The organism is Bacillus sp. IS1 (assembly GCF_032461585.1).
GTDB classification, from domain to species: domain Bacteria; phylum Bacillota; class Bacilli; order Bacillales; family Bacillaceae; genus Bacillus; species Bacillus velezensis.
Genome location: NZ_JAWCWR010000010.1, coordinates 41,595 through 55,223, shown reverse-complemented (window position 1 = coordinate 55,223; position 13,629 = coordinate 41,595). Strand labels below are relative to the sequence as shown.

At 46.8% G+C, this 13,629-nt stretch carries 14 protein-coding genes and 1 rRNA gene; all 15 read right to left on the bottom strand.

The window, feature by feature from the left end; translation table 11 throughout:
• Positions 1–103: ribosomal RNA gene (locus RUW00_RS21490) — 16S ribosomal RNA — on the bottom strand; the annotation flags it as partial.
• Between the two features lie 327 nt (positions 104–430).
• Positions 431–1,930 carry a lysine--tRNA ligase gene (lysS, locus tag RUW00_RS21485; protein WP_014416740.1) on the bottom strand — a complete coding sequence of 500 codons (1,500 nt, stop codon included), beginning with the start codon at positions 1,928–1,930 and terminating at the stop codon, positions 431–433.
• An 89-nt stretch (positions 1,931–2,019) separates the two neighbouring features.
• A complete protein-coding gene (dusB, locus tag RUW00_RS21480; RefSeq protein ID WP_007409948.1) occupies positions 2,020–3,021 on the bottom strand; it encodes a tRNA dihydrouridine synthase DusB in 1,002 nt (333 codons plus the stop codon).
• A 21-nt stretch (positions 3,022–3,042) separates the two neighbouring features.
• Positions 3,043–3,252: a helix-turn-helix domain-containing protein gene (locus RUW00_RS21475; protein WP_003150668.1), complete on the bottom strand. Its 210-nt coding sequence runs from the start codon at positions 3,250–3,252 to the stop codon at positions 3,043–3,045.
• Complete coding sequence (folK, locus tag RUW00_RS21470; RefSeq protein ID WP_007409947.1) at positions 3,204–3,707, bottom strand: 2-amino-4-hydroxy-6-hydroxymethyldihydropteridine diphosphokinase; 504 nt, start codon at positions 3,705–3,707, stop codon at positions 3,204–3,206. The genes RUW00_RS21475 and folK overlap by 49 nt, the downstream gene beginning before the upstream one ends.
• Entirely contained in the window at positions 3,704–4,066 is a 363-nt protein-coding gene (gene folB, locus RUW00_RS21465; protein ID WP_022552479.1) for a dihydroneopterin aldolase, read from the bottom strand. Before folB ends, folK begins: the two co-directional genes overlap by 4 nt.
• Positions 4,059–4,916 (bottom strand): dihydropteroate synthase, encoded by an 858-nt coding sequence (folP, locus tag RUW00_RS21460; RefSeq protein WP_017419482.1) that lies wholly within the window; start codon positions 4,914–4,916, stop codon positions 4,059–4,061. Before folP ends, folB begins: the two co-directional genes overlap by 8 nt.
• Positions 4,897–5,781, bottom strand: a complete 885-nt coding sequence (gene pabC, locus RUW00_RS21455; RefSeq protein ID WP_017419483.1) for an aminodeoxychorismate lyase — start codon at positions 5,779–5,781, stop codon at positions 4,897–4,899. The genes folP and pabC overlap by 20 nt, the downstream gene beginning before the upstream one ends.
• Positions 5,778–6,365, bottom strand: coding sequence for an aminodeoxychorismate/anthranilate synthase component II (pabA, locus tag RUW00_RS21450; protein WP_007409944.1), 588 nt, complete (start codon positions 6,363–6,365; stop codon positions 5,778–5,780). The genes pabC and pabA overlap by 4 nt, the downstream gene beginning before the upstream one ends.
• Before the next feature lie 6 nt (positions 6,366–6,371).
• Positions 6,372–7,793: an aminodeoxychorismate synthase, component I gene (pabB, locus tag RUW00_RS21445; protein WP_025650395.1), complete on the bottom strand. Its 1,422-nt coding sequence runs from the start codon at positions 7,791–7,793 to the stop codon at positions 6,372–6,374.
• A 166-nt stretch (positions 7,794–7,959) separates the two neighbouring features.
• Entirely contained in the window at positions 7,960–8,886 is a 927-nt protein-coding gene (gene cysK / locus RUW00_RS21440; protein WP_007615206.1) for a cysteine synthase A, read from the bottom strand.
• A gap of 75 nt (positions 8,887–8,961) precedes the next feature.
• Positions 8,962–9,852 carry a peptidyl-prolyl cis-trans isomerase gene (locus tag RUW00_RS21435; protein WP_280144801.1) on the bottom strand — a complete coding sequence of 297 codons (891 nt, stop codon included), beginning with the start codon at positions 9,850–9,852 and terminating at the stop codon, positions 8,962–8,964.
• 45 nt (positions 9,853–9,897) lie between these two features.
• The gene (gene hslO, locus RUW00_RS21430; protein WP_004264606.1) at positions 9,898–10,773 is read right to left on the bottom strand and encodes an Hsp33 family molecular chaperone HslO; all 876 of its coding nucleotides are present in this window, start codon (positions 10,771–10,773) and stop codon (positions 9,898–9,900) included.
• A gap of 10 nt (positions 10,774–10,783) precedes the next feature.
• The gene (locus tag RUW00_RS21425; protein WP_007409940.1) at positions 10,784–11,560 is read right to left on the bottom strand and encodes a type III pantothenate kinase; all 777 of its coding nucleotides are present in this window, start codon (positions 11,558–11,560) and stop codon (positions 10,784–10,786) included.
• 148 nt (positions 11,561–11,708) lie between these two features.
• Positions 11,709–13,628 carry an ATP-dependent zinc metalloprotease FtsH gene (gene ftsH / locus RUW00_RS21420; protein WP_004264608.1) on the bottom strand — a complete coding sequence of 640 codons (1,920 nt, stop codon included), beginning with the start codon at positions 13,626–13,628 and terminating at the stop codon, positions 11,709–11,711.
• Position 13,629 lies beyond the last annotated feature (1 nt).

Sequence of the window (13,629 nt, the reverse complement as noted above, 5' to 3'; positions counted from 1 at the left end):
CGCCGCTAACATCAGGGAGCAAGCTCCCATCTGTCCGCTCGACTTGCATGTATTAGGCACGCCGCCAGCGTTCGTCCTGAGCCAGGATCAAACTCTCCGATAAAGCGTTTGACTGACTACGCACATCGCTGTGCGATTTATTTAAAACTTTGAATTAACAGGTACGTTTTGTCTTGTTTAGTTTTCAAAGATCATTTTGTCTTTCGTTCAAGCGACTTTATTATTATATCTTATCAATCTCTTGAAGTCAACAACTTTTTAAATTTCTTTTTTTCGTCAGCGCCTTGTTTAGCGGCAACGAATAATAATATACCACCTCACAAATAATAGTGCAATAGTTTTTTAAAAGAAAATCAAAAAAGTTTTACGAGCGGCTTGTTTCTAAAAAAGCGCCGTACTGCGATAAGCAGAAACGGCGCCTTCCCTTTTATTAGCGTTGTCTCATTTGAGGGAATAATAAAACGTCTCTGATAGACGGAGCATTTGTTAACAGCATGACAAGGCGGTCGATACCGATACCCAATCCCCCGGTCGGCGGCATGCCGTATTCAAGAGCTTCAACGAAGTCCTCATCCATCATATGCGCTTCATCGTTACCTTCTTCTCTTTCTTTTAATTGCGCTTCAAAGCGTTCCCTCTGGTCAATAGGGTCATTCAGCTCCGTAAACGCATTAGCGTGCTCACGGCCGACGATAAACAGCTCAAAACGGTCTGTAAAGCGAGGGTCCTCCGGATTTTTCTTAGCAAGAGGAGAAATCTCTACAGGGTGGCCGTAAATAAATGTAGGCTGAATGAGTGTTTCTTCAATTTTTTGTTCGAAGAATTCATTGATGATATGACCCACCGTCATTGAGTTTGTGATCTCGATACCATGCTCTTTTGCATGACCGCGCGCTTCTTCAACAGTCATCTCATTCCAGAAATCTACGCCTGTCGCTTCTTTGACCGCATCTACCATGTGGAGTCGTTTCCATTCAGGTTTTAGATCAATCTGCTCTTCGCCGTACTGGATTGTGGTGCTTCCAAGCACTTCCTGCGCAATATGTGCAACGAGGTTTTCCGTAAGGCTCATAATATCTTTATAATCGGCGTACGCTTCATACAGCTCGATCATCGTGAATTCAGGGTTATGGCGTGTAGAAACACCTTCATTACGGAACACGCGGCCGATTTCGTAGACTTTTTCCAATCCGCCGACAATCAGGCGTTTCAGGTGCAGTTCAATCGCAATACGCATATAAAGAGGCATATCGAGCGCGTTATGGTGTGTGATGAACGGGCGTGCAGACGCTCCTCCCGGTATGCTGTGCATCGTAGGTGTTTCAACTTCTAAGTATCCATGGTCATCTAAGTATCTTCTCATCGCTTGGATGATTTTGCTGCGTGTGATAAACGTTTGTTTGCTGTCAGGGTTTACGATGAGATCGAGATAGCGCTGGCGGTAACGCTGTTCAACATCTTTTAACCCATGATATTTATCAGGAAGAGGACGCAGTGCTTTTGTCAGCAGTTCAAAAGATGTCGCTTTGACAGAAAGCTCGCCTACGTTTGTTTTGAAAACTTTCCCCGTGATGCCGATAACGTCTCCGAGGTCTGAAGATTTAAAGATTTCATATTGTTCTTCGCCGACACTGTCTTTTCTTACGTAAATTTGAATTTGACCTTCTAAGTCCTGCAGATGCGCAAAGCCGGCTTTCCCTTTTCCGCGCTTTGTCATCATACGGCCTGCAATGGTCACTTCGATCGCTTTTTCTTCCAGTTCTTCTTTAGAAAGCTCTTGGTAGGCGTCAATGATCTGTTGAGATTGATGCGTTCTCTCGAAACGTTCGCCGAAAGGGTCAATGCCGTTTTCTCTCAGCTGGTTCATTTTATCTCGTCTGACTTGCAGCTGGTCGTTCAATTCCTCATGATTTTGCTCTTCTTGACTCATTGGTATCACTCCGTTACATTTTGATTTCACGAAAAAGCAGAAAAACTGCCAGCGGTAAGCTGGCAGTGAGCAGCAATAGAGGGTGTATATTAACCTACTTTTGCATCTTGAAGCTCTTTTGCCTCTGCTTCGGCGGTAAATGCATCTAAAAGCTGCACAACTTCTTCACGCGTCTCACATTGGTTAATTTCGTTGCGTACATTCGCATTGCCTCTGACACCTTTCAGGTACCAGGCAGCGTGTTTTCTCATTTCTCTGACTGCCACATTTTCGCCTTTTAACTTAATCAGGCGGTCTAAGTGCAGTTTGCATACCGACATTTTTTCACGGACTTTCGGTTCGTCTTTTAACTCACCGGTTTCAAGGTAGTGCACCGTACGGTAAATCATCCACGGGTTGCCGAGTGCGGCCCGGCCGATCATGACGCCGTCAACTCCTGTTTCCTCAAGCATACGTTTCGCGTCCTGAGGCGTTTTGACATCACCGTTTCCGATGACGGGAATGGAGACGGATTGCTTCACTTCTTTAATGATATCCCAGTTCGCAGTGCCTTCATACATTTGCACTCTTGTGCGGCCGTGCAGGGCAACGGCTTTTCCGCCGGCACGTTCAACGGCTTGGGCATTTTTCACCGCATAGATGTGCTCTTCATCCCAACCCATTCTCATCTTCACTGTAACCGGCTTATCAACAGCATCTACTACTGCGGATACCATTTCATAAATCTTATCAGGATCAAGAAGCCATTTGGCGCCCGCATCACATTTTGTAATCTTGGGTACGGGACAACCCATGTTAATATCAATAATATCAGCAGTTGTGTTTTGATCTACAAACTTCGCCGCTTCCACAAGGGTTTCCTTTTTTCCTCCAAAAATCTGAAGGCTGAGCGGTTTTTCACGTTCATCAATGTAAAGCATCCCCATTGTTCTGGCGTTGTTGTAAAGAATCGCTTTGTCACTGACCATTTCAGCGCATACCAACCCGGCTCCGAATTCCTTTACAGTCAATCTGAACGCTGAGTTGCAGACACCGGCCATAGGGGCAAGCACAACCCGGTTTTTCAATTGAATATCACCGATTTTAAACATTTTTCCCCTCCTTTCATTTGTCTATTTTTCAGGCGGGGCCAATTCGTCCGCACTTATATTTAAAACATCTGCCGCATCTTGAATGATGGCATCTGACGGCAATCGGTTTCCGCGTTCAATTTCACCGACAATAGAAACTGATATACCTAATGCTTTTGCAAATCCTTCTTGAGTATAACCTTTCAGCTTTCTGAATGCACGAATTCGCCTACCCCAGATTTCTGCTTCCATACTCTTACACCTTCTTGGTTTGTTTCAGCGCTTATCGTGATATGATCCGCCTGCGGACATATTTCTTTTAACGGCGCAAGGACAAATAAGCGCTCATACATTCTCGGATGCGGAACAATCAGCCGCTCTGTTTCAATATTTTCACGATTATACAGCAAAATGTCAAGGTCTGCCGTCCGCGGTCCCCAGCGAATCTCTCTCGTTCTGCCTAATTCAGCTTCAATGCTCTGCGTTACATCAAGAAGTTCAAAAGGAGATAACGACGTTTTCACTTCAACCGCCATATTGAGAAACTGATCTTGATCCTCATAGCCGACGGGATCTGTTTCATATATGGAGGACACCTTTGACACCGTTACGCCATGATGCCGGCTGAGCATGGCCACTGCCTGACGCAAATAATGTTCACGGTCGCCCATATTGGAACCGAGGCCGATATATGCCGTATTGTTCATGATTTCTTTCTCGTCATTTCTATAGCTACTGATTTATAATGGCCGGGAATCGGCGGGTCAGGCTTAACAACCTTTACCGTACATTGCTGCACCGGCTCAAATTTCTTAAGGACGGTGTCTGCGATCCGTTCCGCAAGGGTCTCGACCAAATTAACGGGCTCGCCCTCAACGATGCCGCGGCAGACACTGTACAATTCCGCATAGTTAATGGTATAAGAAAGGTCATCCGTTTTTCCCGCTTTGCTCAAATCCAGTTCGGCAGTCAGGTCTACTTTGAAGCGCTGGCCGAGTTTGTTTTCTTCTTCGAACACGCCGTGATATCCGTAAAACTCCATACCTTCCACATATACTTTATCCATAATGTGCGCCTCCTTTGTTCAGCATAGCATCCATCATCTTAGTCATTCTTGCGATCTCTTTGACATCGTGCACCCTCACAATGTCGCAGCCTTTCTGGACGCCAAGGCATACTGTCGCTCCCGTTCCCTCAGCACGTTCTTCAGGGGGAAGGTCAAGTACACGGCCGATGAACCTTTTTCTCGATGTCGCCAGGAGCAGCGGATAACCTAACCCGCTGAACACCTCCAGCTTGTTCATGACAGCCAGATTGTCCTCATAGTTTTTCGCAAAGCCGATCCCCGGATCCAGAATCATGTTTTCATCTGTGACGCCGGCTTCTGCGGCAATTTTTACGCTTTCCATCAGGTCTGCAAGCATATCAGGAATAAGATCGTTGTAGTTTCTTTCCGTGCGATTATGCATTAAGATAATCGGAACCCCGTGTGCGGCGGCTACTGACGCCATGTCAGGGTCACCTTTCGCCCCCCAGATGTCATTAAGGATAGAGGCTCCCGCTTTGACCGCTTCGTCTGCCACGGACGCTTTGTACGTATCGATTGAAAGCGGAATGTCCAGCTCGCTTGTAATCCGTTCTATGACGGGGATGACTCGTGACATTTCCTCATCAGCCGACACGAGTGATGCGCCGGGCCTTGTCGATTCACCGCCGATATCTATAATATGCGCCCCTTCTTCAGCCATCTTCACCGCACGCAGAAGCGCCCTTTCCGTACTGTCGTATTTACCGCCGTCAGAGAAGGAGTCTGGCGTTACATTTAATATCCCCATAACGAGCGTCTTCTCTTTATAGGACAGAGCGCCTTTTTTTGTATGAATCAGTTTAGGCTGTTCAATTGTTTGCTGCGCCATTTTGTTCCTCCTCCTGTACATTCATTTTGTTTATTTCCTGCTGATACTGCTTACGGAGCAATTGCACCGTTTTCCCGCTCATTCCGGGCAGCGGCACTTCCTCTATTTTAGAAAACGGGATGATTTCAAGCACGGAGTTTGTCATCCATGCTTCATCCGCTTCAAGCATTGATTGAAAACGGAATCGGCCTTCGGTGACTTCTGTCCCCTGCCGTTTCAATTCATCAATGACAAACTGTCTCGTTACGCCGTCGAGAATTCCCGTATCCAAAGATGGCGTAAAGACCTTGTCTCCTTTTCGCCAAAACACGTTGGAGACAATGCCTTCCGCGACATCTCCTTCTCCGGTCAGGAAAATGCCTTCAAGATTGGGATCATTCCCGATCTCCCGTTTAGCATACATGTTGTTTAAATAGTGATGGGATTTTAACCGAAAAGATCCTTCAGGCGTGTTTCTCCGGACAGAGAGAAGCCTGCCTTCTTTTTGAACAGGCAGAGTTTCCGGATTGAGCCGGTTGACGAAACAAAGGACGGTCGGCTTTTCATAAGTCTGCGCGGCAAATCCCTTATCGCTGACGCCTGCCGAGATGTTAAGCCGGACACGCGCGCTGCCGTCCTTGATGTCATTGAGGAGCAACAGTCTCAGAAGCATATCAAGCAGCTCCTGTTTGTTCACCTCATATGCAATCTGCAGATCCCGAAGCGCCCTGTTGAGCCTGGCGACATGCGCATCCGGCAGAAACGGCCGGCCGCTGTAAAGCCTGAACGTCTCGAACGCGCCGATCCCGTACAGATAACCATGGTCAAAAGGAGAAAGCGCCGCTTCTTTCTCCTCTATATATTGACCATTCAAATATATAATCACACCGTTACTTCCTTTTTGCGGTGCGTCTCTATAAAGTTTCTGAGCATCTCTTTGCCGAAGGAGGTCATGATGGATTCCGGATGGAACTGAACACCTTCAACAGGCAGCTCATTATGGCGGATTGCCATAATTTCTCCTTCTTTGGTTTGAGCGGATACCGTAAAACAATCCGGCAGCGTGTCCGCTTTGACAATAAGTGAATGGTACCGGGTGGCGACCAGCGGATTTTGCAGGCCTTTAAAAATCGTCTGTCCGTCATGCATAACTTCTGACGTTTTGCCGTGCATGAGCCGCTCTGCTCTGACGACATCGCCGCCGAATACTTGCGCAATCGACTGATGCCCGAGACATACGCCGAAAATAGGAATACTGCCGGCAAAATGTTTGATGGCTTCGAGGCTGATCCCCGCTTCATCAGGACTGCACGGCCCGGGTGAAATCATTAAGAAGTCCGGACCCAGCTCTTCAATCTGCTCAATCGTAATCTCGTCATTCCGTCTGACGATCAGTTCCTCCCCGAGCTCACCCAAATATTGAACCAAGTTGTACGTAAATGAATCATAATTGTCAATCATTAAAATCATCTCTGCTCACCTCGTCTGATTTTTTGTCTCTTCTTCGCTCAGCTCTAACGCCTTTTTCATCGCAAAAGCTTTTTTGAACGATTCCTTGTATTCATGCTTCGGAACCGAATCAATGACCACTCCTGCTCCGGACTGCATAAAAGCATGTCCGCCGGCTGCATAGATCGTCCGGATCACAATGTTAAACTGCAAATCTCCGTTGAATCCGAACCAGCCTATAGATCCAGTATAAAGCCCCCGTCTTGTCGGCTCAAGCTCTTCTATAATTTCCATCGTTCTCACTTTGGGCGCTCCCGTGATGGTGCCCCCCGGGAACACCGCATGAATAATGTCTGTCGCGTCATATCCGTCCTGCAGCTCTCCCTGTACGTTTGACACGATATGCATGACGTGGGAATACTTTTCGATCGCCATAAATTCGTTAACGCGCACGGAGCCGTAGCGCGATACGCGCCCGAGGTCATTGCGCTCAAGATCAACAAGCATGACGTGTTCCGCACGTTCTTTTTCATTGTGAATTAATTCGTCAGCCAAAGCCTTGTCTTCAGCATCGTCTTTTCCTCTTGAACGCGTACCCGCGATCGGTCTCGTTTCAAGCTTCTTCCCCTTCTTTGTCACCAATAGCTCCGGCGACCCGCATATCACTTGAAACCCCGGTGTCTCGAGATAGGCCATGTAAGGAGACGGATTGACGTTTCTCAAGTGTTTATACACCTCATACGGATGAACGGATAAGGACTGAGACTGCCTGATGGACAAATTAACCTGGAACACATCGCCGCTCGCGATATATTGTTTAATTTGTTCTACAGCCTGCGAAAATCCTTCTTCAGTGAACGGAGCGGCGTACGATCCGTCCCCATTCCGATCCAGCGGTGAAAAAGGCTCGTCCGCCGTTTGTAGGGAACACCACATGTCCTCTAAGCCGGACAGCTTTTCTTCCGCAAGATCCGCTTCTTCCGCTTCAGTATGGGTAATAAGCCATAACGCCTCTTCCTCATGGTCATAAACGGCCACATCATCAAAAACAAGAAAGTAAATATCAGGTGTTTCCAGATCATCTAACGACAGCATCTTAAAATTCTCAATATATCGGGCGTAGTCGTAACTGATAAAACCAATCGCACCGCCCTGAAAGTCCGGAAACTCAACGTTTGTTTCCGTTCCGAGCGTTCCAAACCATTCATGAAAGGCCCGCAGCGGGTCACCTTCTTTAAACAGTGTTTCCCCCTCATGCTTGATCGTTGTAATTCCGTCTTTCCCTCTGACGGACGCAATCGGATCTAGACCGGCTATACTGAATCTTCCCCCTCTCGCGCTTTCGAGCAGAACATGCCGTTTTCTCGATTTCGAAAGGTTTTCATATCGCTGTAAAAATGCTTGTTTCGTAAAAGGTATTTTTCTTCCTGCCGGTCTGCGTTGTGCCATCATATCAATCCTCTGCTTCGTTTTACTGTAGTTTTATTTTAAAGCAATCACACTGGTGAAAAAAGTGAATTTCACTTCCAACCATAAAATTCGAAACGTTTTTTGGATTTTCGATGCTTCAGCACAAAAAAACTCCCGGATACAGCCGGGAGCCGTGTATATGTCTCTATTCAAACTGATAAAGCGGTGTGCTTAAGTAACGTTCTCCGTTACTAGGGATGATCGCAAGCACTTTCTTGCCTTTCCCCAGTTTTTTCGCGATTTCCAGTGCCGCGTAAATGGCCGCTCCGGAAGAAATGCCGCCGAGAATCCCTTCTTCTTTTGCCGTTTTACGGGCATATTCAAATGCATCCTCGTTTTTGACGGGAATGATCTGATCATAGATGTCCGTATTCAATGTTTCAGGGACAAATCCCGCTCCGATACCCTGAATTTTATGCGGGCCCGGTTTTCCGCCGGAAAGAACTGGAGAATCCGCCGGCTCTACCGCATAGATTTTGATGGATGGATATGCTTCTTTCAGCACTTCGCCCGCTCCCGTGATGGTTCCGCCGGTACCGATTCCGGCCACGAACGCATCAAGCTGGTCGTCACCAAACTGTTCGACGATTTCTTTCCCCGTCGTTTGGCGGTGAATTTCCGGGTTTGCCGCATTGTTGAATTGCTGAGGCACAAAGTATCCGTGTTCCTCGGCAAGTTCTTCCGCCTTTTTAATGGCGCCCTTCATTCCTTCTGCGCCGGGAGTCAGCACAAGCTCCGCTCCGTATGCGCGCAGCAGATTGCGTCGTTCCATACTCATTGTATCAGGCATAACGAGAATGGCTCTGAGACCTTTAGCCGCTGCCACCATTGCAAGACCGATCCCCGTATTTCCGCTTGTCGGTTCAATGATTGTGTCGCCGGCTTTTAATTTTCCTTCTTTTTCAGCCGCTTCAATCATCGCCACTCCGATCCGGTCTTTTACGCTGCTGCCCGGATTCATGTATTCAAGCTTCAGATATACATCTGCACTGTTTTCATCCGTCAGGCGATTCAATTTCACAATAGGAGTATTTCCGATTAGTTCAGTAATAGAATTTGCAATACGCACCATGTTGGACACCTCAATTTCCGACTAAATTTATTGGTATTATAAATATAAGTTATCAATTTCAAAATTTTTTGTCAATCATTTAGTTCTTTTTTCCCCGTAGAACCAAGAGACCCCCGCCTCTTTCCACAGCGTTTTGACTGTCGCCTTGTCACCTAATTGATCCATCGCGATCTGGCGTCTGATTTGGCTCTTCACTTCATTGTATGAGAAAGTTCTCACTTTAAGCTTTTCTTTCAGCTGAATGACGGCGTATCCTGAGGAAACTTTAATCGGTTCAGCGGACCATTCATCTTCTTTAAGATTTTTAGCTTCTGTGATATATGCCTGCGGGATATTTTCCAGGTTTTCTGTCACAAAGCCGAGGTCTCCGCCATACTGAGACGTGTATCTGTCCGTGGAACGCTCAGCGGCGACGGCTTCAAAGCTGGAACCGCCTTTCAAATCAGCAAGCACCCTGTCCGCCTCTTCTTTGTTTTTGACGACGATGTGCCGGATTCTGTAGGAATCATCGAAATGGTACAATTCTTTATTTTTATTATAAAATGATTGCATTTCCTTATCCGATATATCGATGTCCTTCGTCAGCAGTTCTTCAAGAAGAATGTTGTAGCGGATCTGGTCCCTCCATTCTTTTTCGGTAATATGGCTGTCTTCATAAAATGAATTATTCACCGCTTTGATTAAAAGAAACTCCCGCTCCAATTCGCTGTTTGAAACTGTGAGTTTATTCTTTTTCGCAAGCTCTTCCACTACTTGTGCATTAATCATGTCTTCCAGAGTTGATTTTCCGTACTGGTCTTCCATCTTTTTCATCCAGTCTTGCCGTGTGATATGTTTATCACCGATTGTCGCGATGGATTCTTCAGATGACCCCGCGGCTTGGGATTTTGTTAACTTATACGCCACTGTCACACTGCATACTAACAGCGCCGCTACAATAATCGTCAAAAGTGTTCTCGATTTCAAAATCTACCCCATCCCTTTTATAAAATAGAACAACCCGCTAAAGAGCTAGCGGGTTGTTTCGTCACGAAGCTCTTCCAGTTCTTCTTTTGTAAATAAATATTTCTCATTACAAAAATGGCAAACCGCTTCGGCTTTTCCGTCTTCTTCTATCATATCTTGTATTTCTTTTTTGCCTAGTCCTAAAATGGCCGTTTCGAATCGATCTTTTGAACAAGAACAGTGAAATTTGACCGGCATTGTTTCGAGAACGTCCGGTTTTTGACCCAGAACTTCTTCTAAGATTTCTTCCGGTGTCAGGCCTTTTTGAATCAATTTTGAAATCGGTTCGATTTGAGATAATTGCTTCTCAATTGTTGAAATGGTTTCTTCATCAGTCCCCGGAAGAAGCTGAATGATGAACCCGCCCGCAGCGAGAATCGTGTTATCAGGATTTACCAGAACACCTACGCCGACAGATGAAGGGACTTGTTCAGAAGAAACAAGGTAATACGTGAAGTCGTCACCGAGTTCACCCGAGACAATCTCTACTTGTCCCGTAAAATAATCACGCAAGCCCAAATCTTTTACGACACTGAGTGTTCCGTCAGTTCCGACCGCCCGTCTGACATCCAGTTTCCCTTGTTCATTGAGGTCAAAATGAACGTGCGGGTTTGATACGTATGCTCTTACCTCACCCTTTGCGTTCGCATCTGCGACAATGGCTCCGATCGGGCCGCCGCCTTCTATTTTGACTGTCAGCTTATCTTCACCCTTAAGCATCGCTCCGAGCATCAGAGAAGCTGTCATCGTCCGGCCGATTGCGGCTGATGCCGTCGGCCACGTGTCATGCCTTCTTTGCGCTTCATTAACCATATCTGTCGTTCTGGCTGCATAAGCCCGCACTTTACCGTCATATGCAATTGCTTTAATTAAATAATCCATCGTTTACCTCCTATACGTGACCCACACGATTTCGCTCATAAATGATTTCCAGCCCTTTCAGAGTGAGAAACGGGTCAACAATATCAATACAGTCTGATTCGTTTGCGATTAATGACGCAAGCCCGCCTGTCGCAATGACTTTCGGTTCCTGTGTTGCCTGCCATTTCATCCGCTTCACTATACCTTCAACTTGTCCGACATAGCCGAAAAGGATGCCGGACTGCATGGCGCTTACCGTGTTTTTGCCGATGATATTGTCCGGACGGGCAATTTCAATTCTCGGAAGCTTCGCCGCACGTGAGTACAGCGCTTCCGTCGAAATCGTAATGCCGGGAGCAATCGCGCCGCCCATGTATTGTTTGTTTTCATCAATGTAGCAATACGTCGTCGCCGTTCCGAAATCAACAACAATTAAGGGGCCGCCATACTGCTGGATCGCCGCAACGGCATTGACGATCCTGTCAGCTCCCACTTCTTTCGGATTGTCATACTTTATATTTAAACCTGTTTTCATTCCCGGGCCGACAACTTGCGGCTCGATGTGAAAGTATTTTGTGCACATTCTTTCTAAAGAGAACATAATCGGCGGCACCACGGATGAGATGATAATCCCTTCAATCTGTTCAAACATGAGTCCGGAATGTTCAAATAAGGAACGGAGCAGCATGCCGAATTCGTCTTCTGTTTTGTGCCTGCTCGTTTCTATGCGCCAATGATATTCTAATTCCCCATCATGATATACACCAATCACGGTGTTGGTGTTCCCCACATCTATAACCAGTAACAACCTCTATCACCACTTTTGAATAGTTTCTAATCATAACATTTTCAACATTCTACAATACCATACACGATCTGCGGCTCTTTTGTAAACAAAACGGAACCAGTAAAAAAACCGCCGGTATACGCCGGCGGTTTTCATATCAGAAAGCGAACTATTCTTTCGGCTCGTCTTTCTTTTCGTCTTCTGTTTTAGACAGGATGTTTACTTTCACATCGTCTTTTTGAAGATGGTCATCTGAGAAATTGCGCTCAGGGAGTTTTCCGTGATCCACGAGATGCTTGATTTGTTCCGCATCTAATGTTTCCACATCAAGCAATGTCTGAGCAATCAATTCCAGCTTATCGCGATTTTCAGTCAGGATGGTTTTCGCACGCTCATAACATTCTTTAATGATGCGCTGAATTTCCTGATCGATTTCGTAAGCGATCTGATCACTGTAGTTTTGCTCGTTGTTGAAATCCCGGCCCAGGAATACTTGACCGCCTTGAGATTGACCGAACTGAAGCGGTCCGAGTTTTTCTGACATACCGAACTCTGTCACCATTCTTCTGGCAATGTTCGTTGCCCGCTGGAAGTCATTGTGAGCGCCCGTGCTGACTTCGCCGAAGATAATTTCCTCGGCAACGCGTCCGCCCAGAAGACCGACAATTTTATCGAGAAGTTCAGGTTTTGTCTGGAAGTAACGGTCTTCTCTCGGAAGCATGACCGCGTATCCGCCCGCCTGCCCCCTCGGAACGATCGTTACTTTATGAACCATATCGGCTTCATCCAGCACAAGTCCGATAACGGTGTGACCGCCCTCGTGGTACGCCACGATATTGCGTTCTTTTTTCGATATGACGCGGCTCTTCTTCGCAGGGCCCGCAATCACACGGTCCGTCGCTTCATCAATGTCGCGCATATCAATTTTCTTCTTGTTTTGACGGGCAGCAACGAGTGCCGCTTCGTTAAGAAGGTTTTCTAAATCGGCGCCTGAGAAACCGGGTGTTCTTGAAGCGATCGCTTTTAAGTTCACCGTTTCATCAAGCGGTTTGTTTCTCGCATGGACCTGTAATACGGCTTCACGGCCGATGACATCCGGACGGTCTACCGTAATCTGACGGTCAAAACGTCCCGGACGAAGCAATGCAGGGTCGAGAATGTCCGCACGGTTTGTCGCAGCGATAATAATGATTCCTTCATTCGCACTGAAACCGTCCATCTCTACAAGCAGCTGGTTCAGCGTCTGTTCGCGTTCATCATGCCCGCCGCCAAGACCTGCGCCGCGCTGACGTCCCACCGCGTCGATCTCATCAATGAAGATCAGACAAGGCGCATTCTTTTTCGCATTTTCGAATAAATCACGCACACGGGAAGCACCGACACCGACAAACATTTCAACGAAGTCAGATCCGCTGATGCTGAAGAAAGGAACGCCCGCTTCACCGGCTGAGGCTCTCGCAAGCAGCGTCTTACCGGTTCCCGGAGGTCCGACCAACAGCACGCCTTTAGGGATTCTGGCGCCAAGCTCGGCGAATTTGCGAGGATCTTTCAGAAACTCAACAACCTCAACGAGCTCCTGCTTCTCCTCATCCGCGCCGGCTACATCTTTAAACTTCACGCGTTTCTTTTCTTCCGTATACAGCTTCGCTTTGCTCTTTCCGAAGTTCATGACACGGCTGCCGCCGCCCTGAGCCTGATTGAGCAGGAAGAAAAACAGAATAAAGATGATGACAAACGGAATGATCGTCGTTAAGAACGTCACCCACCCGCTTGTTTCCTGTGCGGGATCAACTTTTACGTCCGTCTTTTTAATTGCATCAAATATCTGGTCTGCTCCTTTTCCTTCAGGAACATGTGTTAAAAAGTACTGGTCTTTGTCGTATTTTTTCAGCTGTCCTTTTACCTCATAAACACCTCTGACAGGCTGAACCGATACGCTATCAACTTTCCCCTCATCGAGGTTCTTGATAAACGTACTGTACGACATATTTTCTGTTTTCGGGTTTGAAGTCTGGAAGTAACTCACAACCCCGATTACTACTAATAAAATAAGTAAATAAAAAATGGTATTACGGAAGACCCGATTCATT

Bases quoted from the DNA above. Each gene is read 5' to 3' on its own strand.
- lysS (WP_014416740.1), bottom strand. From the start codon at position 1,930: ATGAGTCAAGAAGAGCAAAATCATGAGGAATTGAACGACCAGCTGCAA.
- dusB (WP_007409948.1), bottom strand. From the start codon at position 3,021: ATGTTTAAAATCGGTGATATTCAATTGAAAAACCGGGTTGTGCTTGCC.
- RUW00_RS21475 (WP_003150668.1), bottom strand. From the start codon at position 3,252: ATGGAAGCAGAAATCTGGGGTAGGCGAATTCGTGCATTCAGAAAGCTG.
- folK (WP_007409947.1), bottom strand. From the start codon at position 3,707: ATGAACAATACGGCATATATCGGCCTCGGTTCCAATATGGGCGACCGT.
- folB (WP_022552479.1), bottom strand. From the start codon at position 4,066: ATGGATAAAGTATATGTGGAAGGTATGGAGTTTTACGGATATCACGGC.
- folP (WP_017419482.1), bottom strand. From the start codon at position 4,916: ATGGCGCAGCAAACAATTGAACAGCCTAAACTGATTCATACAAAAAAA.
- pabA (WP_007409944.1), bottom strand. From the start codon at position 6,365: ATGATTTTAATGATTGACAATTATGATTCATTTACGTACAACTTGGTT.
- pabB (WP_025650395.1), bottom strand. From the start codon at position 7,793: ATGGCACAACGCAGACCGGCAGGAAGAAAAATACCTTTTACGAAACAA.
- cysK (WP_007615206.1), bottom strand. From the start codon at position 8,886: ATGGTGCGTATTGCAAATTCTATTACTGAACTAATCGGAAATACTCCT.
- hslO (WP_004264606.1), bottom strand. From the start codon at position 10,773: ATGGATTATTTAATTAAAGCAATTGCATATGACGGTAAAGTGCGGGCT.
- ftsH (WP_004264608.1), bottom strand. From the start codon at position 13,628: ATGAATCGGGTCTTCCGTAATACCATTTTTTATTTACTTATTTTATTA.